The sequence below is a fragment of the Pantoea conspicua genome (genome assembly GCF_002095315.1).
GTDB classification, from domain to species: domain Bacteria; phylum Pseudomonadota; class Gammaproteobacteria; order Enterobacterales; family Enterobacteriaceae; genus Pantoea; species Pantoea conspicua.
In genome coordinates, this window is record NZ_MLFN01000063.1 from 1 (window position 1) to 21,588 (window position 21,588).

At 55.0% G+C, this 21,588-nt stretch carries 27 protein-coding genes and 3 pseudogenes; 11 read left to right on the top strand and 19 right to left on the bottom strand.

Annotation, left to right across the window (positions count from 1 at the left end; translation table 11 throughout):
- The 7 genes and pseudogenes from HA41_RS17230 to HA41_RS17260 all read right to left on the bottom strand — a co-directional run.
- On the bottom strand, positions 1–140 hold a 140-nt coding region (locus HA41_RS17230), incomplete at its 3' end, for an FGGY family carbohydrate kinase (protein WP_143807357.1).
- Positions 141–142: 2 nt separating this feature from the next.
- Positions 143–1,087, bottom strand: coding sequence for a transketolase family protein (locus tag HA41_RS17235; protein ID WP_094121788.1), 945 nt, complete (start codon positions 1,085–1,087; stop codon positions 143–145).
- Positions 1,080–1,910, bottom strand: coding sequence for a transketolase (locus tag HA41_RS17240; protein ID WP_094121789.1), 831 nt, complete (start codon positions 1,908–1,910; stop codon positions 1,080–1,082). Before HA41_RS17240 ends, HA41_RS17235 begins: the two co-directional genes overlap by 8 nt.
- 215 nt (positions 1,911–2,125) lie before the next feature.
- Positions 2,126–3,232: an ABC transporter permease gene (locus tag HA41_RS17245; RefSeq protein ID WP_094121790.1), complete on the bottom strand. Its 1,107-nt coding sequence runs from the start codon at positions 3,230–3,232 to the stop codon at positions 2,126–2,128.
- A 2-nt stretch (positions 3,233–3,234) separates the two neighbouring features.
- Positions 3,235–4,748 (bottom strand): annotated as a pseudogene (locus HA41_RS17250) (sugar ABC transporter ATP-binding protein).
- Positions 4,748–5,347 carry a DUF2291 family protein gene (locus tag HA41_RS17255; RefSeq protein ID WP_094121791.1) on the bottom strand — a complete coding sequence of 200 codons (600 nt, stop codon included), beginning with the start codon at positions 5,345–5,347 and terminating at the stop codon, positions 4,748–4,750. The pseudogene HA41_RS17250 and the gene HA41_RS17255 overlap by 1 nt, the downstream one beginning before the upstream one ends.
- 2 nt (positions 5,348–5,349) lie before the next feature.
- Positions 5,350–6,291: a D-ribose ABC transporter substrate-binding protein gene (locus HA41_RS17260; RefSeq protein ID WP_094121792.1), complete on the bottom strand. Its 942-nt coding sequence runs from the start codon at positions 6,289–6,291 to the stop codon at positions 5,350–5,352.
- 180 nt (positions 6,292–6,471) lie between these two features.
- Here HA41_RS17260 and HA41_RS17265 point away from each other — a divergent pair.
- Positions 6,472–7,423 (top strand): annotated as a pseudogene (locus HA41_RS17265) (sugar-binding transcriptional regulator).
- 45 nt (positions 7,424–7,468) lie between these two features.
- On the opposite strand, the gene emtA reads toward HA41_RS17265, so the two are convergent.
- Positions 7,469–8,098 carry a membrane-bound lytic murein transglycosylase EmtA gene (gene emtA, locus HA41_RS17270; protein WP_094121793.1) on the bottom strand — a complete coding sequence of 210 codons (630 nt, stop codon included), beginning with the start codon at positions 8,096–8,098 and terminating at the stop codon, positions 7,469–7,471.
- 166 nt (positions 8,099–8,264) lie between these two features.
- On the opposite strand from emtA, the gene ldcA reads away from it, so the two are divergent.
- Complete coding sequence (gene ldcA / locus HA41_RS17275) at positions 8,265–9,188, top strand: muramoyltetrapeptide carboxypeptidase (protein WP_094121794.1); 924 nt, start codon at positions 8,265–8,267, stop codon at positions 9,186–9,188.
- A gap of 20 nt (positions 9,189–9,208) precedes the next feature.
- Positions 9,209–9,872 (top strand): annotated as a pseudogene (locus HA41_RS17280) (MBL fold metallo-hydrolase).
- Here HA41_RS17280 and HA41_RS17285 read toward each other — a convergent pair.
- The 3 genes from HA41_RS17285 to HA41_RS17295 form a co-directional block, all read right to left on the bottom strand.
- A complete protein-coding gene (locus tag HA41_RS17285) occupies positions 9,873–10,286 on the bottom strand; it encodes a GNAT family N-acetyltransferase (RefSeq protein WP_094121795.1) in 414 nt (137 codons plus the stop codon).
- 21 nt (positions 10,287–10,307) lie between these two features.
- On the bottom strand, positions 10,308–10,691 hold the full coding sequence (locus tag HA41_RS17290; RefSeq protein ID WP_094121796.1) for a hypothetical protein: 384 nt from the start codon (positions 10,689–10,691) through the stop codon (positions 10,308–10,310).
- 194 nt (positions 10,692–10,885) lie between these two features.
- Positions 10,886–11,065, bottom strand: a complete 180-nt coding sequence (locus HA41_RS17295; protein ID WP_094121797.1) for a hypothetical protein — start codon at positions 11,063–11,065, stop codon at positions 10,886–10,888.
- Between the two features lie 214 nt (positions 11,066–11,279).
- Between HA41_RS17295 and HA41_RS17300 the strand changes: the two genes are divergently transcribed.
- The 3 genes from HA41_RS17300 to HA41_RS17310 all read left to right on the top strand — a co-directional run bounded on the left by HA41_RS17300 (position 11,280) and on the right by HA41_RS17310 (position 13,264).
- Positions 11,280–11,609, top strand: a complete 330-nt coding sequence (locus tag HA41_RS17300; RefSeq protein WP_094121798.1) for a hypothetical protein — start codon at positions 11,280–11,282, stop codon at positions 11,607–11,609.
- 63 nt (positions 11,610–11,672) lie between these two features.
- Positions 11,673–12,224 (top strand): hypothetical protein, encoded by a 552-nt coding sequence (locus HA41_RS17305; RefSeq protein WP_094121799.1) that lies wholly within the window; start codon positions 11,673–11,675, stop codon positions 12,222–12,224.
- A 29-nt stretch (positions 12,225–12,253) separates the two neighbouring features.
- A complete protein-coding gene (locus HA41_RS17310) occupies positions 12,254–13,264 on the top strand; it encodes a Ppx/GppA phosphatase family protein (protein WP_094121800.1) in 1,011 nt (336 codons plus the stop codon).
- A gap of 65 nt (positions 13,265–13,329) precedes the next feature.
- On the opposite strand, the gene HA41_RS17315 is transcribed toward HA41_RS17310, so the two are convergent.
- Positions 13,330–13,536, bottom strand: a complete 207-nt coding sequence (locus tag HA41_RS17315; protein WP_094121801.1) for a DUF2767 family protein — start codon at positions 13,534–13,536, stop codon at positions 13,330–13,332.
- A gap of 188 nt (positions 13,537–13,724) precedes the next feature.
- On the opposite strand from HA41_RS17315, the gene HA41_RS17320 reads away from it, so the two are divergent.
- The 4 genes from HA41_RS17320 (at position 13,725) to HA41_RS17330 (ending at position 16,128) form a co-directional block, all read left to right on the top strand.
- The gene (locus HA41_RS17320; RefSeq protein WP_094121802.1) at positions 13,725–13,973 is read left to right on the top strand and encodes an ElaB/YgaM/YqjD family protein; all 249 of its coding nucleotides are present in this window, start codon (positions 13,725–13,727) and stop codon (positions 13,971–13,973) included.
- A gap of 183 nt (positions 13,974–14,156) precedes the next feature.
- On the top strand, positions 14,157–14,327 hold the full coding sequence (locus HA41_RS21145; RefSeq protein WP_031374488.1) for a hypothetical protein: 171 nt from the start codon (positions 14,157–14,159) through the stop codon (positions 14,325–14,327).
- Between the two features lie 372 nt (positions 14,328–14,699).
- Positions 14,700–15,761, top strand: coding sequence for a glycosyltransferase family 9 protein (locus HA41_RS17325; RefSeq protein WP_094121803.1), 1,062 nt, complete (start codon positions 14,700–14,702; stop codon positions 15,759–15,761).
- Positions 15,762–15,786: 25 nt separating this feature from the next.
- On the top strand, positions 15,787–16,128 hold the full coding sequence (locus HA41_RS17330; protein ID WP_244175143.1) for a DUF1493 family protein: 342 nt from the start codon (positions 15,787–15,789) through the stop codon (positions 16,126–16,128).
- Here HA41_RS17330 and HA41_RS17335 read toward each other — a convergent pair.
- The gene (locus tag HA41_RS17335) at positions 16,098–17,108 is read right to left on the bottom strand and encodes a glycosyltransferase family 9 protein (protein ID WP_094121804.1); all 1,011 of its coding nucleotides are present in this window, start codon (positions 17,106–17,108) and stop codon (positions 16,098–16,100) included. The two genes, HA41_RS17330 and HA41_RS17335, sit on opposite strands and share 31 nt — an antisense overlap.
- Positions 17,109–17,588: 480 nt before the next feature.
- On the opposite strand from HA41_RS17335, the gene HA41_RS21035 reads away from it, so the two are divergent.
- Entirely contained in the window at positions 17,589–17,741 is a 153-nt protein-coding gene (locus HA41_RS21035) for a hypothetical protein (protein ID WP_158086629.1), read from the top strand.
- A gap of 569 nt (positions 17,742–18,310) precedes the next feature.
- On the opposite strand, the gene HA41_RS17340 is transcribed toward HA41_RS21035, so the two are convergent.
- The 6 genes from HA41_RS17340 to HA41_RS17365 form a co-directional block, all read right to left on the bottom strand.
- Positions 18,311–18,502: a hypothetical protein gene (locus HA41_RS17340; protein WP_094121805.1), complete on the bottom strand. Its 192-nt coding sequence runs from the start codon at positions 18,500–18,502 to the stop codon at positions 18,311–18,313.
- Between the two features lie 14 nt (positions 18,503–18,516).
- On the bottom strand, positions 18,517–18,924 hold the full coding sequence (locus HA41_RS17345) for a hypothetical protein (protein ID WP_094121806.1): 408 nt from the start codon (positions 18,922–18,924) through the stop codon (positions 18,517–18,519).
- A gap of 373 nt (positions 18,925–19,297) precedes the next feature.
- Positions 19,298–19,771, bottom strand: a complete 474-nt coding sequence (locus HA41_RS17350; protein ID WP_094121807.1) for a hypothetical protein — start codon at positions 19,769–19,771, stop codon at positions 19,298–19,300.
- 80 nt (positions 19,772–19,851) lie between these two features.
- Complete coding sequence (locus tag HA41_RS17355; RefSeq protein WP_143807358.1) at positions 19,852–20,121, bottom strand: hypothetical protein; 270 nt, start codon at positions 20,119–20,121, stop codon at positions 19,852–19,854.
- 169 nt (positions 20,122–20,290) lie between these two features.
- Positions 20,291–20,482: a hypothetical protein gene (locus HA41_RS17360; RefSeq protein ID WP_094121809.1), complete on the bottom strand. Its 192-nt coding sequence runs from the start codon at positions 20,480–20,482 to the stop codon at positions 20,291–20,293.
- Positions 20,483–20,836: 354 nt separating this feature from the next.
- The coding region (locus HA41_RS17365) for a YadA C-terminal domain-containing protein (protein WP_208612771.1) at positions 20,837–21,588 on the bottom strand (752 nt) is incomplete at its 5' end.

The window sequence follows — 21,588 nt, forward strand, 5'->3', positions numbered from 1 at the left end:
TGCTCCGCCAGGCCTGGCTGCGGGTGCGCCAGGGTCAAACTCTGGCTGCCGCGCGCCACCACGCTGCCGTGACGATCCACCGCTATCGCTTTGGCGTTAGTGGTGCCTTCGTCAATCGCCAGAATCAGAGGTCCCACCATCGTTACGCTCCTGCGCAGATGCGCACTGCACTGTTGACCACGCTGCTGGCATCAATGCCATGGTGGGCCCGGGTTGACGCGCGATCGCCGGCAATGGCATATTCGCCATCCGGAATACCGAGCCGCAGCAGCGGAATCGCGCACCCGCCTTCCGCCAGCACTTCAGCCACCAGACTGCCGACGCCGCCATTGACGTTGTGCTCTTCGACGCTGATCACCGCTGGGTAGTGATTTAACAGGTTGCGCAGCTGTTGGGTATCACAGGGTCGAATCGATGGAACCGCGATCACACCGGCTGATATTCCCTGTTCAGCCAGTTGCTCCGCCGCGTGAACCACCTCGTGAACCGTGGAGCCCATTGCCACCAGCGCAATGTCGTGGCCTTCACGCAACAGATCAATCTGACCCGGTCTGAACTGGTAGCTTTCATCGTGCAGCTGGGGCAGATCTTTGCCATCGAGGCGGATATAGACCGGCCCGACGTGCGCCAGTGCGTAATCGATAATCTGGCGGCACTCCAGCGGGCATGAGGGCGCATAGATCTCAATGTTGCCGAAGCCGCGCATCACAGCGATATCGTCAATACTGTGATGGGTACTGGCGAGTGGGCCATAGCTGGCACCGGCATTCAGTCCAAACAGTTTGACATTGGTGTTGTTGTAGCAGACGTCGACTTTCACCTGCTCGTTGGCGCGTGAGACCAGAAACGGCGCGGCATTGCAGGTGACGGCGATCTTTCCGCCCAGCGCCAGGCCTGCCGCCGTGCCGACCAGCGTCTGCTCCGCGATGCCGACGTTGATTAACCGATCGGGAAACGCCTTAATAAACGGCGCGATTTTGGCGGTTGAGGTCGAATCGGCGACGACCGGCACCAGATCCACACCGCGATTCACCGCGTCGATAAAGGCCGTTACCATCACACTGGCTAAATGTTGTGCGTTACTCATCTTTTAACTCCTCCAGCGCCTGCTCAATTTCTGCCCCTTTCGGAACCCGGTGATGCCACTCGGCTTTACTCTGGATAAAGGAGACGCCAAATCCCTTCTCGGTATGCGCCACAATCACCTGCGGTTTGCCGTTCTGCGGCAGGCCTTCAATGGTCCCGACCACCGACGCCATGTCATTGCCGTTGCACTCGGTCACCTCCAGGCCAAACGCGCGCCATTTTTCCGGCAGCGGATCGGTGTTCATGATCTCGCTCGTCGCCCCCGCCAGTTGCAGCTTGTTCTTGTCATTGATGATAATCAGGTTGTCGAGGCGGTAATGGGCCGCCACCAGCGCGGCCTCCCAGTTGCTGCCTTCCGCCAGTTCACCATCGCCGGTCACCACGAAAATGCGGCGCGCGCTGTTGTCCTTTTTTGCCGCGATAGCAATCCCGACCGCCACCGGCAGCCCGTGCCCCAGCGCCCCGGTATTCAACTCCACGCCAGGGGTTTTTTGCCGCACCGGATGTCCCGGCAGGTGAGAATCGGCGTGCTGATAGGTCGGCAGCCAGTCGGTGGGGAAGTAGCCCGCTTCCGCCAGCACACAGTAGTAACCGCCTACTGCATGCCCTTTTGACTGTATGTAGATATCACGCTGGTCATCTTCGGTGCGATCCGGCGCGCAGTTGAGAATGCGGAAATAGAGCGCGGTCAGGATCTCCACCTGTGACAGATCGGCACCGGTATGACCGCCTGCCGGACTGCCTGCGTTAAGCTGAATGATACGGCGGCGGATCGCCCGCGCCCGGCGTTTGAGGTCGTCTACCGGAAGATTGAAAGGATTCATACACTACCTCTGAATTTTAAATCGGTTATGAATAAATATTCACATCAGTTAAAAAAAAGGTGAACCACTGGAGGTCAGGAACGGCATAATCGAACCTGTTTCTCTTTCTCCGTTCGCCTGTTTCGTCCCTGGCTGCGGCACAGGCCGCGCACGCGCGACATCGCCAGAGCGTGTGACGGGTGCGGCGTGCGGCGTCGCAGCAAGAGATTGACCGGTTAGCTTTTTATTGGCGCGCCCTCCTCTATCAGTGCTTTCTGCGCCACCACGGCCGCTTTTTGCTGCATCCGGCTCTGGGTCTGGTCGATGATCACCGCGATGATAATCACGATGCCTTTAATCACCATCTGCCAGAATTCACTGACGCCCATCATGATCAGCCCGTCCGCCAGGAAGCCAATCACGAATGCACCAATCAGCGTGCCGACAATGGTGCCGCGTCCGCCCGCCAGCGAAGTGCCGCCCAGCACCACCGCAGCAATGGCGTTCATCTCAAACGCCGTGCCGTTGGCCGGATGGCTCGCCACCAGCTGTGACGACACCACAATGCCAGCAATCGCGGCGCAGAAGCCTGAGAGGGTATAGACCAGAATCTTTACCTGCCGGGTTTTCACCCCTGATAACTCGGCGGCGCGTTCGTTATCACCGATGGCGTAAACCTGTCGGCCAAACGGCAGGCGGCGCGCGACATAAGCAATCACTAACGCCAGCAGCACCATCATCCAGATGGCGTACGGCAAGCCGAGGAAATTACCGGCACCAATCCTGTCGAAACCGGTATTCCCCAGCAGCGGATTGCCCTGCAGGCCAGGAAAGGTTTCGCCGCCTGAGGTGAGCATCGCTGCGCCGCGCAGGATATACTTGGTGCCGAGCGTGCAGATAAAGGGGGCAACGTTGTAGCGTGTGATGATCCAGCCATTGCCCGCACCAATCAGCGCACCCACCAGCAGAACAAACGGCACAATCACCCAGACGCTGGGAAAGATGGCGATGCCAAACATCGGCAATACAATGCCTTTGGTGATCATCCAGCCGGCGATCATGCCGCACAGCCCCAGCGTGGCGCCAATCGACAGGTCAATGCCGGCGGTGATAATGACGAAGGTAATGCCAAGCGCCAGAAACGCGTTGATGGCAATGTGCTTCACCATGATCACCAGGCTGCCGACCGCCAGAAAGTCCGGCACGGTAATGGCAAAGAAACCAACAATCAGAATCAGCGCAATAAAGGTGCGCAGCTTCAGTAGCAGCAGCAAAAAATTTTCACGCGAGTTAAACGCCTTAGCGGGAAGTGTGGCCAGCGCCACGCTGTCATTGCTTTTCATGCTCAGAACCCCTGCGCACTTGCTTTCACCAGCGCTGCCTCTTCCGCCTGATCTCGCGGAAGGTCAGCCGTAAGTTTGCCGCCCGACATCACCAGGATGCGATCGCTACCGCCATGATCTCTTTCAGATCGGAAGTGGAGAACAGCACCGCAATCCCCTGCTGCGACAGCGCCACCATCATGCGAAACACTTCCGCTTTGGCCCCGACATCAATGCCGCGACTCGGCTCATCCAGCAGCAGCAAACGCGGATTGGTCAGCAGCGCGCGGCCAATCACCACCTTTTGCTGATTCCCGCCACTCAACGCGCTGATCGCCACCTCCGGGGAGGAGATCTTAATCGCCAGGTTGCCCACCGTCTGATTTACCACCTGCTGCTCCTGCTGATGGGCAATGGCAAAGCGGTGCGACAGCCGCCGCCACAAACTGGCGATAGTGAGGTTACTCGCCACCGACGAGACCGGAAAAATGCCGGAGCGTTTGCGGTCTTCCGGTACCAGGCTCATGCCCATCCGGATGCGATCCGCCGTCGGCAGGCGGGTGGGCAACGGTTTGCTGTCGAGCCAAAGTTTGCCCAGGTAGTTGCGCTGGCTGCCGAGCAGACACTCAAACAGCTCGGTCCGGCCGGCGCCCATCAGGCCATAGATGCCGACGATTTCACCGGCCCGAACCTGAAAACTGACATCATCAACCAGCGTATTACCGTTGAGGCTGACGCAGGTGATGTGTTGTGCTTCCAGCATCGGCGCACCGAACTGCCGCGTTTCTGGCAGGAAGGTGGTCACCGGCTCGCTGCCCAGCATCTCCCGCACAATCCACGGCACGTCGATGGTGCTGACCTGCGCTTCTGCCTGGAAACGGCCATCACGCAGGATGGTGATGACATCGCCAATCGCCATCAGCTCTTCCAGCCGGTGCGAAATGTAAATGATGGAGACGCCCTGTCGGGTCAGATCGCGAATCACCCGGAACAGGATCTCCACTTCAGTTTTGCTCAGCGCCGAGGTCGGTTCATCAAGGATCAGAATGTCGGCATCTTCGGCCAGCGCCTTGGCGATCTCTACCAGCTGTTGCTGACCCACTTTCAGGTTACCGACCCGCTCATTAGGCGAAATGGGCTGGTCGAGACGCGCCATCAGCGCGGCGGTGCGACGCGCCTGCTCCGCCTCATTAATCGGTGCTAATCCGCGCTGCAGTTCACGTCCCAGGAACAGATTTTCCGCCACCGTCAGGTTCTCAAACAGATTCAGCTCCTGATGCACCATACCGATGCCGTGCCGGGCGGCGTCGCGGGTGCTGCTGAGCGTCAGCGGCGCACCGTTGAGAAACATCGTCCCGGCGGTGGGTTGCTGTACGCCGGCCAGGATCTTCATCAGCGTCGATTTACCGGCGCCGTTTTCGCCAATGATGACATTGACTTTGCCGCGCCAGACCCGGTAATCGACGCGATCCAGCGCCAGCGTGCCGGGAAACAGCATCGAAATCTGCTCGGCCCGCAGAATGATCTCATCGTCCATCAGGGCGTCCCCCGCGTCAGTTCAACCGCCACCACATCCTCAACGCTGCCGTGCCCGATGCTCACCGCCAGCAGCGCCTGTACCGGCTGGTTGACCCAGCTGGCATCCAGCGTCGGCAGCTGCTTCACCGCATGACGATTCAGCGCCCGGGTTAACTGGGCGTACTGCACCTGATTGGTGAACTCTTCAAAACGGAAACCGGCGGCATCGCGGATGGCATTACTGCGCAGCACCGGCCCGATGCTGACCTCAACCGGCTTGCCGTTCAGCGTCAGGGTCAGGATGCGCTCGCGTGGATTGCTCTCATTCAGCGCCGCCACCGTGCCGCTGGCGCGGACAAATACGCTTTCACGGGTACCCGCTTTCACCGTCTGACTTTTGGTTTCCATGTCAGCCCAGCTCAGCGCATGGCTGTTGGCGGTGGCCATCACTCGCGACGACCAGCTTTCCTCCGCGATTTGCTGCGGCGTCTGGGTCGCATAACCCGGTTTAGCCTGGGGATCTTTCGGCAGAATCGGCTGACCGTTTGCATCCAGATCCACCACGGTACAGGCGCTAAGCAGCACCATTCCGGTTAATACCGCCAGTATCCGTTTCATGGTCATTTCGCCAGGTTGAAGTTTTTCAGTCTGGAGGCGTTGCTGTCGTCAATCAGCACGCAGTCCATCAGCTGTTTCTCCTCTTTCTGCGCTTTACCATTTTTCAGGTAGTAATCGGCCTGACTGACCGCCATCTGCGCCTGATCCCAGCCCGGCTGCAGCACCGTGGCCTTGATATTGCCTTTATTGATAATCGAGTCGCGGGTGTAGTCGCTGCCGTCAAAGCCCACCACGATCACCGCGGTTTTACCGGCCGCTTTCAGCGCAGCTTCTGCCCCCAGCGCCATGGTGTCGTTGCCGGAGATCACCCCCACAATGTTGGGATGCTTCTGTAAGATAGTTTCCATCCGGCTAAAGGCTTCGGTCTGGCTCCAGTTGGCGCTCTGCTGAGCCACCATTTTCATCTCGCTGTAATCGTCCAGTACATCGTGATAACCCTGCGAACGCACGCCAGCATTGGTGTCGGACTCTTTACCCAGCAGTTCAACGTAGTCACCTTTGCCGCCCAGCAATTTGGCAAACTTTTCGGCACCCAGCTGCGCACCCTGATAGTTGTTCGAGACGATCTGCGCCACCGCAATGCCGGTTTTGTTGATCTCCCGGTCGATCAGGAAGGTCGGGATACCGGCATCTTTCGCTTTCTGCAACGGTCCGACCGTGGCATCGGCACCGGCGTTATCCAGAATGATCGCTTTGGCTTTTCGGGCAATCACCGTTTCAATCAGCTGGTTCTGCTTACTGACGTCATCATCATGTGATGCCACCAGCGTGGTGTAGCCCAGCTCTTTGGCTTTGGCTAACGCGCCTTCCGCCTCCGCTTTAAAAAAGGGGTTGTCATGTGACGGCGTGATAATCGCCAGCAGGCCTTGTTCCGCCGCCATTAACGTGGTTGAGAAGGCCATGATTGAAGCCAGCAGGGTCAGTTTGATCAGAGGACGAGTCATTATTTTTCTCCGCTTGAATATATATTCACAGGCGATTTTATATGCATAATGACTATGCGCCGTCGATGACGCGGCGTCCAATGCAGGATCTGCAAAAAGCGAAAACGATCACAAATTCACCTGCGTTGTGATTTTAACCATCCTGGTTAACAATACCGGGCAGAATCAGAGGGGAAACCGATGGCAAAACAGGATGAACAGCGACTGATGGTGAAGATTGCCACCCTTTACTATGTCGAAGGGTTGAAGCAGTCAGAGATTGCACAGTCGCTGAAGTTATCGCAGTCGTTTGTCTCACGTATTCTTAATCGTAGCGTTAAAGAGGGCGTGGTTAAGATCAGCGTGGTCCCGCCAGCCAATGTTTTTCCTGAACTGGAAAAAGCGATTGAGCAGACCTACGGTCTGCCGCAGGCGATCGTGGTGGATGTGCCGGATCAGGCCTCGACGTTACAGATTAAACAGGCGATTGGCTCCGCGGCGGCGCACTATCTTGAAACCCGTCTGCGTGATGACGAGCTGATTGGCATTTCATCGTGGAGCGGCACCATCCGGGCGATGGTCGATGCCCTGCATCCGCTGAATAGCTCGTGCAAAGGGGTGATTCAGCTGCTGGGCGGCGTGGGTGCGAACGGCAATGTGCAGGCGACGATCCTGACACAGAACCTGGCGGCGCTGCTTAACTGCCCCGCCTGGCTGCTGCCCTCACAGTCGATTGAGCGGTCAGTGAGCGACCGCCAGCGCCTGTCGGCCAATCCTGAAGTGGCGGAGGTGTTGGGTAAATTCGATCAGGTCGACCTGGCGATTGTCGGCATCGGCGATCTTGAGCCGTCGGCACTGCTGCGTAATTCCGGCAACTATTATGATGGTGAGATGCTTCAGACGCTGGCGGCGCGCGGGGCGGTCGGTGATATCTGTCTGCACTACTTTGATGCCAGCGGTCAGCCGGTGTTGCAGGCAGAAGAAGATCCGGTGATTGGCATGGAGCTGGCGCAGGTGAAGCAGTGTCCGCAGGTGGTGGCGCTGGCGGGCGGCACGGGGGAAAGCCCAGGCGATCCGCGGCGCGCTGCGCGGCGGTTATGTCAAAGTGCTGATTGTTGATTATCCGACGGCGCGGCGGCTGCTGGAACCCTGAAGCTGCCAGGGCCGTTTCGTCCGGCGATGCCGCCGGGCGAAGAGGTTAAATGGTGCGGTAAGCGGTGGTGACTTTCCACAGATAGCGCGGTGCCTGGGCCGCCGGATGTTTATTCTGCACATGCTGATAAAACTCATCCGGCGACATGGCATTGATCATCGCAATCGCCCGATCGCGATCACGGGAGAAGGTGCGCAGTAATGCCCCGGCCCCGTTGGCATAGGAGACGATAGTGGCGTAACGCAGCGTCAGCGGATCGCGAATGCCCGACAGAGCGGAATCCTGCAGAATGCGGATATAGGCGGTGCCGATATCAATATTCTTCGCCGGATCGCGCAGTTCCGCAATGGAGGGTTGTCCGCGGCGTCCCAGGGTGCGATAGACTTCGCGGCCCGCGGTTGAGGCTTTAATCTGCATCAACCCCACCGCATTTGAGCGGCTGACCACGCGCGGATTCCCGCCCGACTCGACACTGATAATGGCGCTGATCAGCTTCTCATCAACACCATAATGACTGGCGGCATCTTCGGTAAACATGGCCCAGGCATCATTAACGCTGGAAGGCGGTGCCTGAGTGAGCGGCGTATTCTTCTCTTTAACCGCATGATGCGACGGCTCGCTGGCACAGCCGGTCAGGAATAACGCTGAGAGGATAAGGTGTCGGAATTTCAGCAATTTTTCATCTCGTTGCAGAAGTGGCGAATGCTATCATACCCAGACAGACTCAGAGCAAAATTACCGTTTATCCTAAATAACGTAAATCGCAGTGCGTACCGTGACTTCAGTGGCACTTTTGGTCATCATCGGCCGGAGTCAGGTGCGCTAACAGCAGGAAAGTATGATGATTTCACGTTCAATCCGTCTTATCTCCCCATCCGGTTACTGTCACAACCAGCCTGCGGCACAGCTCGGCATTGAACGGCTGCAGGCAGCGGGACATCAGGTGGAAAATCAGCAGGTGATTGCCCGCCGGTTCCAGCGCTTTGCCGGTACTGACGCCGAGCGGCTGGCGGATATCAACCAGCTCGCTGCTCTCACCACCCTGCCCGATATCGTGCTGGCGGTGCGTGGCGGATACGGTGCCAGCCGTTTGCTGGAATCGATTGACTACACGGGTCTGCAACGCCGCCTGCTGAATCAGCCGCTGGCGCTGTGCGGTCACAGCGATTTTACCGCCATTCAACTGGCTTTGCTGGCGCAGGTGGGGTTAATCAGCTTCAGCGCCCCGATGCTGACCGGCAATTTTGGCGCCGCGACTTTATCTGAATTTACCCAGCATCACTTCTGGCAGGCCGTGACATCACCTACAGTCAATGTAAGCTGGCAAAGCGCGTCGCCGGACCAGGGCGAATGGCAGGGGACGCTGTGGGGCGGTAACCTGGCGATGATCTGTTCGTTGATCGGTACACCCTGGATGCCGCAGATCGACAATGGCATTCTGGTGATCGAGGATGTGAATGAGCATCCGTTCCGCATTGAGCGAATGCTGATTCAGCTACAGCAGAGCGGTATTCTGGCCCGCCAGCGCGCCATCGTTGCCGGCAGTTTTACCAGCAGTGCCCTGTCAGAATATGACAACGGTTTTAATTTCAGTACCGTCTGGCAGCGGCTACGCGACACCTGCGGCTTGCCGGTCATCAGTGAGTTAGATTTTGGCCATGCAGCGGACACCGTTACGCTGCCGCTGGGTGCCCGTGCCAGGCTTCAGGTCAGTCAGGGCCACGCCCATTTGCAAGCGACCGGGCATCCCGTCCTGCGCGGATAAAAGGTTCCAGGAGATCGACATTGAAGCCGTTGTATGACGATTTGTGGATCTCAACCCCGGAATTTCCGGTGGAAGATACCGTTAATGACCTGATGATGCATGGGTTTATGCTGCGTCACCCGCGCGGTAATCTGCTGATTGGACGGGTAGAAAACCCACTCGATCATGAAGTGATTGCCGATAGTGGCGGCGTGATCCGCCACTATCTGACCCACTGGCATGAATCTGCGCCGGGTGCGGCGCTGATCCAGCAGCGCTTCAGCAGCGCGCTCTATTGCCACAGCCGCTCCCTGGGGCCGATTAGCCGTTTTGCCGAACCCGATGACACCTTTTCCCTGCCGGAGACCCACTTTGGTGATTTCCAGCTGCTGCCCACGCCTGGCCATACGCCGGGCAGCTGCAGTTATCTGTATCGTTCACCGCTCGGGCTGACTTATCTGTTTGTCGGGGATACGGTGACGCGTTCGCACGACCGCTGGATCACCGTGCTGGTGCCGGACAGCAATCCGGCCGAACTGAGCCAGACGCTGGAGTTTTATCGCACGCTGCGGCCCGATGTGGTGCTGATGAGTACCACTCGCGGGCATCTGTCATGGAAAAAAAGTGACGCTGCAAAGCTGGCTGGCGGCGATAGACGAAGCGGAACAGCAGCCGCTGGATCTGCGTCAGCAGCCACTGTTCTGATTACAGCACTTTGGTCAGATAATGACGCTGGTGGTGGCGTGGGTAATGATCAAGGCTGAAGCACAGGCTGTAGCCGAGCTTCTCATAGAAAGGACGCGCCTGAAAACTGGCGGTATCAACCTGGGCGTAACGGCAACCGCGCTGGCGAGCTTCCAGTTCCGTCGCCTGAATTAAACGGCTGCCGACGCCCTGCCCACGCAACGCATCGCCGACCCACAACATATCAATACGAAGCCAGTTACCGGCGGTCGAGCCGGTCAGCCCGGCCAGCTTCCTGCCCTGTTCATCACGGATAAAAACGCCGATCGATTTGATCTCATCAACATTAATAAACTTGCTGTTAAACGCCGTCAGGCCCAGCCGGACCTCATCCAGATCCTGTGGCGTCACTTTATCGGTGATACTGAGTTGCATAACGGCTCCTGTCACGGCGGGTTACGAGTTGGAATGCTGACGATCGTCGTAGCGCTCCAGACTTAAGGCCTCGACATCACGCTTTTCGCTACGGCTGCAGGGCACCAGCTTATCGCTATCGCGGTAAACAAAGAAAGTCGCTTCACTGCGCTGGTTGACGATTAACTGATCGCCGTTACGAAAGCGGGTAATCGCTACTTTATCGCCCGCCTGTAACCGGGTGCGCTGCTGTCCGGCCGCAATCTGGAAATGCCTCTGCGGCCACATTAAGGTGGTTAAACCATATTCGGCACGCGAGATGGTCATGGTCGGACGACCGGGACAGTTGATTTGAAATTCGCTTTCGCTCCAGGCTGGCGCGACGTGACAGGCCAGCAGGCCCAGGGCAATCAGTGCTGACTTCATCCGTTCTCTCCGCTGAATTGATGATTTTATTAGGGATTTTTTAGCTTAACACATCACAGCAGCAGGGAAAGGCAGGACGGCAGCGGGAATAAGACCAGTAAAAGGTAGAATCTGGCGCAGTGAGAGAAGGAAAGTTGAGAAAGTTTGAAGTAAACAGGCCAGCATAACCGTGCGTCATGCTGGCCCATCTGCCGTTATTCTGACGAGACCTCTGCAGCGACTAACATCAGTGCCAGTCCTGCATTTTCACCGTCATATGCCTGCATCGCGGCGCGAATATCTGCAGCACAACTGACCACCTGGTGCTTTTTATCGCCTTCAAGTTGCTCAATCGCGTGGCGAATAATCATTAGATGTGCTTCTTCTTCGTTCATCTTTTATCCCTGGTTTTGCTTAAGTGGTGCGCAAAGAAGCCAAGAATACCGTTAATTAATCAGCAAAGTCACCCTTTTACATTCCCATCGCTTAACGATTAAACAAATTGCAAATAGGAAGCGCATCTGGAACTGCTATGATCAAGCTATCCGTGACGTAACCAGATACAATTTGCGCCACGCGTTTCCCAGGGACTGAAGCAGGTAGAGGATCATGTTGCGACTCAGCATTTTCATATTCATCATACTGATGACTGGATGTTCATCTGGCCCGAAAGGGGTTGAGTGTCCGGGTGAAGTATCGACGATTTATGGTCAGCCGATGGGACAGACGCGGGGCGTTATTTTTGACCTGGTGAGTTCATTCAGCGTCAGCCGGGATGATGTCAGGGTGGAGAGCGGGCCGTTGCAGTCGCTTGATCGTTTTAAATATGTGCCGTCGGCCGTGACGCGTGAAGGTTATTACGCCCAGCGCCTCTCTGATCAGCAGTTCCGCCTGATTAATCCTTACCAAAACACGCAGATTACCTGGACATGTCCTTAGGGGATGAATCCTGCTGCCAGATGGTTTATTGTCAGAAAACGTCAAGCAGCAGGTCTCTTTCCCATGGAAAAGCGTCTGGATAACAATGGTTACATCGATTTCCCCTTCCCCGCCACACGTAATGCCGATGGTTCGGTCAATCCCTGTGGTTTTGATCTCACGCTGGAAACCGGCCGGCTGGAGGAGATTGCCGTACTGACGCACTCAGTGAATCTGCGTCGACTGGTGGAAGAGGTCAATCTGCAGGATGGCTTGTTTATGACGCTGGCCTGCGACTGGCAGCAACAAACTCATGCGGTGTGCGGCTTTATTGATGTGGCTTTTCGTCCCGATCTGCCGCATCACGGTCATGATGAGGCGTTGCAGCTTGAAGCCCGCTTTAACCTCTATCTGACGGAACAGGATAAGCAGCATCAGATGGTGCCTGACACGCTGGTGAATTATGCCCGCTCGGTCCTTGACTGGAGCTGGTCGCCGCTGCGTCAGCGGCACCGCGACTATGAAAAGATCACCATCCAGTTTTATTGCCCGCAGGCTGACGACGCTGAATGGTGCTTTGACCATCTGCGTCATTTTCTGGTGAGCTGGTATCCCGCTTGCGTCGCGTCCCGCTAATCCTGCTGTCATCTGCGCCCGGAGCCGCTATGCGCCCTTTTTTGCTGCTTGCTATGACGTTGTTCTGCTCGCTGTTGGTTACGTCGATCGCCCAGGCTGATGCGTGCCGTCAAATCCGGGCTGGCCTTGATATCGGCTCCGGCAGCACCAAAATCGCCGTCGCCCGCGTGGATCTCTGCCAGCATCGCATCGAGAAGATGCTCTATCAGGATCAGCGCGCCGTGGCCTGGAACGAGGCGCTGTCACAGGCCAGCGATAACCAGCTGAGTCCGGCGGTGGTCCGCCAGGGCGCAACGGCGCTGCAGCAACTGCTTAAAAATGCACAACGTTACCATCCGCAGCGCATCACGGGCGTCGCCACGGCGGCCTTTCGCCGCGCCAGTAACGGTCAGGCCGTTATTGAACAGCTGGCCAGCCAGACCGGCACCCGGCTGACCGTTATCTCACAACAGCAGGAAGCAAAGCTGGGGTTTCTGTCGGCGAAAGCGGCGCTTAACGATCCGGCCATCCGCGACGAACAGCTGCTGGTGTGGGATATCGGCGGCGGTTCGATGCAGATGACTGCCTGGCGGCAGCAGCAGGATCAGCCGGTTGCGGATATTTATCAGGGCAAGCTCGCCTCGGTAACGCTAAAGAACTTTATTCTGACGGTGCTGAAAAACACCCCGGATGCCGCATCGCCGAACCCGATTGGCTCGTGGCGGCAGACAGTGCTGCGGTTTGTCGAATTGTTTGCCAGTAATGATGTCACGCCGCAAATCCGCCAGGATGTGGCGGGCCGTCAGGTGATCGGCATTGGTGGCGTCCACGGTTTTTCGATCCGTAATCAGCTGCCGGGAAAACCTGATCGTTACAGTCTGACCCGCTTAAGTGAGTTATCGAAACAGCAGGTCTGGAAAGGCGACAGCGAGCTGACCGGCGATTACCGGGCAACCGACGTCAGTAATCTGCTGCTGGTTGAAGGCTATATGCGGGCGCTGAAGATAGACGAGGTGACCATAGTGAATGCCAGTCTGATTCAGGGCGTGCTGCTGCAGTAGCCTGTCAGCATAAAAACCGGACTCCGTGCCAGTTTTCTTGCTTCCCGCCGCGTATGCAGACGCGCTCAGGGCTTGATCAGACGAATCGCGTGTTCCAGCATCTTTTGCTCGTCGCGATCGCCATGAGCACGGTGCTGGCGGGTGCGTTTCAGCACGTCGAAGATTTCATCGCGTTTAGTTTCATGACCACACTCTGCCAGCATAATCACCGCGTCACCAATCACCCGGCACACCTCGTCATAATCGTCTTCTTTCAGTACATCACGTTTCATCGCTTCTCCTCCCGTTACGCCTGAGTTTTGCCCAATCTAATCAAGGCTAGTCAGGAAATGCTTAGGCTGCAAATTGAACGCCATTCACAGCCAGAAACGATTTTTACCGCTTCATTAACCGCTAAACGGCGCAGAGTTCGTCATCTTTGCTACGCTTGGAGAGTCTCACTAAAACCAAGGAGCAATAAATGTCAGGAAAAATCGAAGATAAAGTTAAAGAAGCAGCTGGCGCGGTTCAGGAACAATGGGGCGCAGCAACCGGTTCATCTGAACATCAGGCGAAAGGCACAGCCCGCCGCTACACCAACCAGGCCAGCTATGCCGCACGTGATGCTGCGGATTGCATCAAGGATCAGGTTCAGTCCAATCCTTTCGCCGGTCTGGCTGTGGCCGCTGGCGTCGGCGTCTTCATCGGTTTCCTGCTGGGTCGTAAATAATCCGACAGGCCAGATGACAGAACGGAAGCCCCTGGCTTCCGTTTTTTTGTGCTGACGATCCCCGAGCTGGGAAATCTCCGAAAAAACAGCCGCCTTCAGGCTGAACGCTATTTTTCAACCAGGCTTAATCGGGTAAGTGCTTACCCATTCTTTCTACTTTCTGAATTAATAAAAGGTGGTCACATGAAAGCATTCCCTGCCCTGTTGCTGGTTGCAGCAACATTAACCTCACTGGCAGGCTGTTCACACCAGAGCAGCGCGATTAAAGAAGATGGCCGTCCTCATGCACCAAGCGGCCAGTCTTCCCCTGGCGGCACCCTGGGTTCCGGCCCGGTCGGTCAGCCTCAGTCATAAAACGCCTTCCCGGCGCAGTGGCCGGGGAGGTTTTTCGGCACCAGCAAAAGTAATCGTTAAGCTTGCGAAGAAATAAATACAATCCACGCTAATAATTACCTCACTACTAATTACCACCAAAACAAATATTTTTTCCGGCCTAAGGTTAAATCGCAGAATTATCCCAATTCTTTTTCTTTTATTTTTCTGCACTGCCCGCCCGCATGTAAAGAACACGCCTATAAACAGTAAAATTACTGTTTATAACTTCAACACTTCCTCTACGGCCGATAAAAATAACCCCGGGCAATGAACTTTACCTGCCGCCTTATTATCTAATTCTTCACAACACATTCTGTTTAATAAAATTTATACGTTTAAGAGAATTCAGACGTGAAGAAAAAAAATATTTATCTGATAGACCGCTTTTTAACGCTTTATTCTCGATTTTCCAGCAGGAAAAAACCCCATAGCCTGCAGGGTCTGACGCCAGAGACAGTCGTTATCTACTCCACTACCGCACTGGGTGATTTCCTGATGAATACCCCGGCGATCTGGAGTCTGAAGAATCGATTTCCCACCAGTAAATTTATTCTGGTCTCCAGCAAAAAAAATAAAGATTTAGTCACCCGTTATCACTGGTTCGATGATGTCTATATCTGGGATAACAAGATGCTGAATTTTTTACCCTTACTGTTGAAATTGCGACGTAAAAAACCCGATTTATCGGTGATATTACATGCCCATTTTCCGTACGATATTTTAAGTTCAGTGATAACCGGCAGCCAGACAATTATCCGTGACCACTATGGCAGCGAATCATCGTTGCTAAATAAATATCTCGATCATTACTCGGGTTATTTCGACGACCACACCATTAAGCGCAAACTGAAACTGGTAGAATCGCTGGGTGCCGAAACGCACCAGACTGAGATGCATCTGCCGCCGCTGGAAAGTCCCGACGCAGCACCCTGCGCCCATCGACGGATTGGCTTCCAGTTAGGGGCATCGAAAGATATTCGCCGCTGGCCACTGGCTCATTTTAGCCAGCTGGCAACGACGCTGCTGGAGACCTGGCCGGACTGTGAAATTATCGTGACCGGCACCGCCGCTGAACAGACTCTTGAACAGGCATTTATTGACAGCCTGCCATTACAATACCGAAGAAATGTGACGCCGATGGCGGGCAAAACCCCTCTCAGTGGACTGATTACGCTGATCCGCGGCCTCGATCTGCTGGTCACCGGCGATACCGGCCCGCTGCATATTGCCGTCGCGGCTCAGACTCCCACCGTCAGCCTGTTTTCTACCGCCAATCCGCGCTATACCGGCCCCTGTCAGGACAGCGATCGTCATATTATTATTCATCGTCCGGAACGTCACGCCTCACAACATCCGATGGCCTCAATCAAGCCAGAGGAAGTCCATCAGGCCGTGGCGCAGCTGGTGGGATAATGGCGAAGCCTGTACACCACAAGCGGTGATTGCGTTAATTGAGTATCACAACCAGCCAACGGCATTGGGCTGGTTTCGCAGAACAGATCGCCATAACTTTCACCTGCAGCAGTTGCCGTTGAATGAGGTAGAGTTTGCCCTGCTGATGAGTGATTTCTTTCTGACTTTTGACGTCTGTTCACAGCACTACGATGAGACTCGCTATTTTCCGGCGTCAGACTCATTGCTCACGACGCTGGCCAGACGAGTGGGTATGGCATCCCGGCAGGCCTGCCGCCCGCTGACGGTGGCGATGCTGTGCGAAGCGGCCAGCCTGGGACGCTGGCCTGAAGAAGATTACTGGATAACGGTGCCGACAAAGGCCTGATAAACCTCGCTGCAGCTTAGCGAGGTGACCTGGCGTGACGTCGGGTGCAGCACCTGGTGCTTCACCTGCCACGGATGCCAGCAGACCGGATCGCTATCGCCGAACATCGCCACCACCGGCAAACCCAGCGCGGCGCCGATGTGCATGGCGCCGCCATCGCTGGTCACCAGGCCCTGACACAGCGACATCGCCGCGATCAGCTGTGGCAGGCTGGTGGTCGCGACTGCTTTTAGTGACAGCCGCGGACAGAGCGCCATAATTTCGCTGGCTTTCTCATCATCGCCTGGATGGCGCGGGTTATCGCGACTGCCCGGCGACCACAGCAGGACGATCTGACATTGATGTCGGGCCGCAAGGGTTTGCGCCAGCTCGGCAAAGCGGGCAGCCGGCCACTGCTGGCTTGGCTTACGGGCGCTGATTTGCAGCGCATAAACGGGTCGATCGACATCGATAGCGTATTTTTTGCGCAGCGCAGCAGCGATCGCGGCATCGGGGTGCAGCGTCAGTCCGCCCGGCGCAGAGACGCTAAGATTGAAGGGGCGCGCTAAACTGAACAGGATTTCGCTGATGTGCCGCTGCCCGGAGATGTCCGGTGCTAACAACGTGGTAATCAACGGATGCGGTTCCTGCCCTAACGCAATCACCTGCGCAGGACGTATCATTTTTACCCACTTCAGGCCATGCTGATCCCAGCGACTTTTTGCCAGAATCACCGCATCGTAGCGGGTCTTTTTCAGCGTCAGCATCAGCTTCAGGCGCTGCAGCAGACAGGCGACTCTTCCCTGTCCCGCTTCCCGATGATGCGACTTGGTGTAGTAAAACAGGTGCCGGATATCAGGATTATGCTGCAACACCGGTGCCGCATAGTTGTTCGTTAACACATCAACCTGGTGCTCACCCGACTGGTGCAGCGCGCTAATCAGCGGCGTGGTCAGTAAGGTATCGCCAATGTTATCCCGACAAATAATCAAAACCCGCATCTCTGACATCCTTTGCACATCGGACAGGCCGTTATGCTGGCTAAAAGTAAAGCTCACCACCCTTATCCCCGACTGGGATAACCGTGACGGCATAAGTCAGCATTTAGTCAGCGCAGATTGAGGTTGGTTCCGTAGCGGGATTAACAGGAAAAGGGAAAGTCAGCAGGGAAAAGCCTCAGCTCACTGTGCGGCAAGCCTGAGTAAAGAAGCATGCCCCATCCGGCGCTTATCTCCGGCACTCGCAATGGCTTAGCTCTTGAAGGGGCGTAAGAATTATCTCATTCTGAACCCGCACTGGCTTAACAATAATGGCTGTCGTGACTATTAACACGCAAAGCAGTTTGCAGTCGGCTGACGGGTCGACAATCGCCGGGCCTCGTCTCAGGGGAGCGGCTTTTACGCTTCGGTTGCTATCGTATTTAACTGCAGCCTGTCACCGTCCGCGTTCGGGAAAAACAGCGCCAGAAAGCAGGAAGCCCTGTGCCTTATCAGCATTTTATTTCTGGCACCACGACACTGGCGGTCTTGCCGGGTTATCTGACCTTACCCGGCGTCCTTAACCGGGGAAGAAGCAATCCGCAAAATGCCAGTATGACTGCACATCCCGACACCACGTTTACGCTGCTCAGTTAGTGTAAGCGTAAAGTGACTGACGCAGCCCGCTGTTACAATGCCTGCAGCGCCACGGTAGCGCTTGCCGCCCCCCATAACTGTTAAGATGAAGGACTGAAACTCAGGTCAGATTCAAACGGCTGACCGGACATGCCGCAGACGACGTGATGAAAGATAAATTGAAAAAAGATTGCCCAGGGCGCGGCAGGCCTGTTCCACACTCCCCTGCCCGGTTACCTCTGATTTACGATGAATGACGTTACGACGTCTCCCCATGAAATCTTCGCCTTCACTGGCGGCTAGCGACACTCCTGTTAAACCAGACAATCCGCCCGGCAGCGTCTGGAAGGCATCGCCAATGCCACCCACTGAGATAATGCCCTTCCCTTTTTATCTATCTGGCTGCTTTCGTTGAGATGAGTCAGTAGTGCGCTACTGTTGGTTTTTTTCTTGTGCCGTATCACTCTGATTATCCCTTTCTGCCAGAGGTTGAAGGCCGCAGAAAGTGGGCAGACGTTAACAGCACGCTGAAACAGAACCTTTATCCTCCTGCCGTCAGGGAGGCCGACGCCCTTAAGACCGGTTTAAAACTAACTTTTATGCCAGTGAATACCGGTCCAGCGCAGGCATTCGACCAGCACAACAGCGACCGCGACTAAAGCAAGGGTGACAAAGATTTGTTTCCAGACCCCTACCGGCAGAAAAAACACCTCGTGTTCGTCGCGAATCTGTTTCTGCATGGCCTGCATTGTTTCCTGATGCAGCTGGCGAATAAATTTCAAATCTTCATCCTGTCTCACTTCATCCAGCCCTCAAATTGACCATTTTGCATTAACGCGACTTTACCGTTCTTGTAAAAAATCACATTGCTGATACCTGTAGCAAACACCTGATTCCCGTTATTGTTTTCAGTCATAACCGCCGGTTTACCGTCTATGCTCACAATACCTGACTTATCGCGGGAAACGACCACATCTTTATACCGCCACTTTTTGGCGGCAGATTTATGCGCCGCCTGGGCGAACTGAGCATTTTCCAGGGCCTGTTTCTCGGCTGCGCCCACAATCGCCGCGTGGCGGTTCTGTTCTGCCAGATAGCACGTATCACGGCTTACGCCCTGTGCTTCGCATTCAGCCATACGAGAGGCGGAAGACGAGCAGCCAGTCAGCGCAAGTAGCGCACCTGCAATCAATAATTTTTTCATGTTTCAGCCCTATGTTGGTTCAATCATTAAAGAAATTTCGTCAGACAGACCCGCAGAGAGTGGCGGCAGCTAACCATATTTAGTTGCCGCCAGGGAGTTTCACAAAGCGGTGGATCATCACGCGGTGCATTAACGTTTGTCATCTTGCGACTGTCCGTTACGTTCAGTACCCAATTGTACTTCTGTTCCTGAACGCGTCAGCGTCATCAACATTCGACATAACCGCGGCCTATATCTCCCGATCCTGAGCTGTAAGCCTGCTTATAAGCGCTGACGCCTTCCGGGTGAGTGGTGCTTTTTTTGCACCACGACAGTCTGCAGGCAGCGCACCAGCACCGGCAAATATCATTCCTTATCATCCTGATTAGGCTTCTTATAAAAAATCGGCTTGCGTCACCCTGTAATCTTCAGCCACGGTACCATCAGTGGTTAAGTAACGATATTCAACAGTCCATCCATGATGAAACAGCGTGCGGAAATCCGTTTCTTTTTTCAGGCCATCAACTGAGTACGCTTTATCCTGCTTAGCTGCATCTTTCAATGCATCTGAACTCACGCGGTTTAATGCCGCGCTGTTTATGCCATCCATTGTGTACTCATAAACAATGGCTTTATTGGCTTCATCAACGGTCGCGTTTTGAAAAACTAAACCCTGATTGATGAGCTGTCCGCGTTTCTCAGCGGTGAAATGCGCGCAATCTTGTTTTACATGATCGACAGACATTTCATATTCAGTGTTGGCATAACTGACACTGCCGAAAATAGCCGCGACAAACCCGGCTTTCAGAGCCAGTTTACACAGTACAATAGCGCCAACAGCAACCGAACCGGCTGTAAGTTTTTTCATTCTGAAAATTCCATCACCTTCAGAGGATGCGGTTCAACAGGCAACGTATCTTCGTACCCAGGCGTGCTTTATGTTGAACTTCAGTGAAGTATTGCGCGTTCCGCAACATTTTCAGGGACACCCGCCGCAATAGCCAGCGCCCGGCGTTCAGTACAAACAGGGCAGTCGCACGGTTCGCCCTTACGCAGAACGCTTGACGCTGCCGCCGCCATTGCCATCACGGCAATCGTCTGGAATTCATCGTCAACTTTCATATTCACTTTCATCGCTTCGCCGTTATCATGCTGTTTGCAATTCATTACTTCAATGGCGCGCCCTTCAGCGTCAGTCGCTGTAATGACGATTTGCACAGACATACCCTTACTCAAAATCATTCGGAACCTCTGATATCTGGTGAGCAGGTGGCCTCTACCTATGCCATAAATGGACCCGATCATTTTTTCCGCCGGTTTCCGGATGCAATGGCACGTTTATGCAAGCCGTTTCCCGAACATACGGCGGTAACGCACGCAGAACAACTTATTCCGCAGTCGCCTTGCTTTGGTCCAGCGTTCGAAAGTTAACCACATGACCTCCCGCTGTAGGTATCAATGGGTAAACCGTCCAGAATTTCAATTGCGCAACTGTGAGCGCATGCTTTTTATGCTGCGTCACTAACTCAGTGCCATTTGCATGCACCATCAACCACGCTTTGACTTTTTCAGTATTCATCACATCCCCACCTCAATCGCCTGCGATAATGCCGCGATGCTAATAAAATGAATAACCCCAGCATGAAAACAACACATGCTGCCAGAAGAGCAATATCAATCCAGCGCATTAACCGCGCGCTATTAATCGACCCAATACCCTGACGAAAAAGATGAAAACTCAGCTGAATATCAGGCGCTCTGTTAAGTGACAGTCAATGTAATAAACACTCCCCTCATCACCAGATAGATTGCCAGAAGGCAAAGGAACATCACCGCGCCTTAAACAGACTCTTACCCTGCGCGAGCAAACACCACCGGAACGCAGGTACAGCTCTACCGGTTATAAAAGCCCGCCGAAGCGGGCAGAGTTTTTTTACCAGCCGTAACCCACACCAGCGTTCCAGCCAATATCGCCGCCGGTGGCGCTGGTGACGCCTGCTTTAACGATCAGGTTATGATTACTTTCGATCGGATGCGCGGAGAAACCGACTGCAACGGCGGTTTCACCATCGTAGCCGCCGGTGGCAGCGGCTACACCAAAAGTTTGATCCTGATTGAGTTGAGGAAGACCCGCCAGAGCACTCGCACCGGCGATACCGCGTGAGGCGTTTTTACGGTTCTTCTCTACATCGTTTTTGAGGTCATTAAAGCGATTGCCATAACCGTTATTTGCTTCCAGCGTGCCGATGCGGGATTCATGGTTAGCAATAGCGCTTTCGTTGCGGGAAACGCGGGTATTGGTTTTGCCGATTTCCTGACGGTTCGTTGTGATTTCAGACTGGTTGGCATCAACACGTTTATTAGTTGCAGTGATTGTCGCGGTATTAGTCTGAATAGCTGAAGTGTTAGAGGAGATATTCTGGCGATTCTGTGAAATTGCCGCGGCATCACTTTGTTCATCCAGGACTACGCGCTGGGCTAACGCTGCGTGCGCCTGACCCTGGGCGGCCATTCCCGAGTCAAATGTAGACTGGTCGACTTTAGTCGTAATCGCTTGCGCATTAGTAGCAATAGCCGCAGCATCACTTTGTTCATCCACGGTTACACGCTGGGCTAACGCTGCGTGCGCCTGACCCTGGGCGGCTATTCCCGAGTCAAATGTAGACTGGTCGACTTTAGTCGTAA

What these genes read in the sequence shown, in the direction of transcription:
- HA41_RS17235 (WP_094121788.1), bottom strand. Translation starts at nt 1,087, where the DNA reads ATGAGTAACGCACAACATTTAGCCAGTGTGATGGTAACGGCCTTTATC.
- HA41_RS17240 (WP_094121789.1), bottom strand. Translation starts at nt 1,910, where the DNA reads ATGAATCCTTTCAATCTTCCGGTAGACGACCTCAAACGCCGGGCGCGG.
- HA41_RS17245 (WP_094121790.1), bottom strand. Translation starts at nt 3,232, where the DNA reads ATGAAAAGCAATGACAGCGTGGCGCTGGCCACACTTCCCGCTAAGGCG.
- HA41_RS17255 (WP_094121791.1), bottom strand. Translation starts at nt 5,347, where the DNA reads ATGAAACGGATACTGGCGGTATTAACCGGAATGGTGCTGCTTAGCGCC.
- HA41_RS17260 (WP_094121792.1), bottom strand. Translation starts at nt 6,291, where the DNA reads ATGACTCGTCCTCTGATCAAACTGACCCTGCTGGCTTCAATCATGGCC.
- ldcA (WP_094121794.1), top strand. Translation starts at nt 8,265, where the DNA reads ATGATTTCACGTTCAATCCGTCTTATCTCCCCATCCGGTTACTGTCAC.
- HA41_RS17285 (WP_094121795.1), bottom strand. Translation starts at nt 10,286, where the DNA reads ATGCAACTCAGTATCACCGATAAAGTGACGCCACAGGATCTGGATGAG.
- HA41_RS17290 (WP_094121796.1), bottom strand. Translation starts at nt 10,691, where the DNA reads ATGAAGTCAGCACTGATTGCCCTGGGCCTGCTGGCCTGTCACGTCGCG.
- HA41_RS17295 (WP_094121797.1), bottom strand. Translation starts at nt 11,065, where the DNA reads ATGAACGAAGAAGAAGCACATCTAATGATTATTCGCCACGCGATTGAG.
- HA41_RS17300 (WP_094121798.1), top strand. Translation starts at nt 11,280, where the DNA reads ATGTTGCGACTCAGCATTTTCATATTCATCATACTGATGACTGGATGT.
- HA41_RS17305 (WP_094121799.1), top strand. Translation starts at nt 11,673, where the DNA reads ATGGAAAAGCGTCTGGATAACAATGGTTACATCGATTTCCCCTTCCCC.
- HA41_RS17310 (WP_094121800.1), top strand. Translation starts at nt 12,254, where the DNA reads ATGCGCCCTTTTTTGCTGCTTGCTATGACGTTGTTCTGCTCGCTGTTG.
- HA41_RS17315 (WP_094121801.1), bottom strand. Translation starts at nt 13,536, where the DNA reads ATGAAACGTGATGTACTGAAAGAAGACGATTATGACGAGGTGTGCCGG.
- HA41_RS17320 (WP_094121802.1), top strand. Translation starts at nt 13,725, where the DNA reads ATGTCAGGAAAAATCGAAGATAAAGTTAAAGAAGCAGCTGGCGCGGTT.
- HA41_RS21145 (WP_031374488.1), top strand. Translation starts at nt 14,157, where the DNA reads ATGAAAGCATTCCCTGCCCTGTTGCTGGTTGCAGCAACATTAACCTCA.
- HA41_RS17335 (WP_094121804.1), bottom strand. Translation starts at nt 17,108, where the DNA reads ATGCGGGTTTTGATTATTTGTCGGGATAACATTGGCGATACCTTACTG.
- HA41_RS17345 (WP_094121806.1), bottom strand. Translation starts at nt 18,924, where the DNA reads ATGAAAAAATTATTGATTGCAGGTGCGCTACTTGCGCTGACTGGCTGC.
- HA41_RS17350 (WP_094121807.1), bottom strand. Translation starts at nt 19,771, where the DNA reads ATGAAAAAACTTACAGCCGGTTCGGTTGCTGTTGGCGCTATTGTACTG.
- HA41_RS17360 (WP_094121809.1), bottom strand. Translation starts at nt 20,482, where the DNA reads ATGAATACTGAAAAAGTCAAAGCGTGGTTGATGGTGCATGCAAATGGC.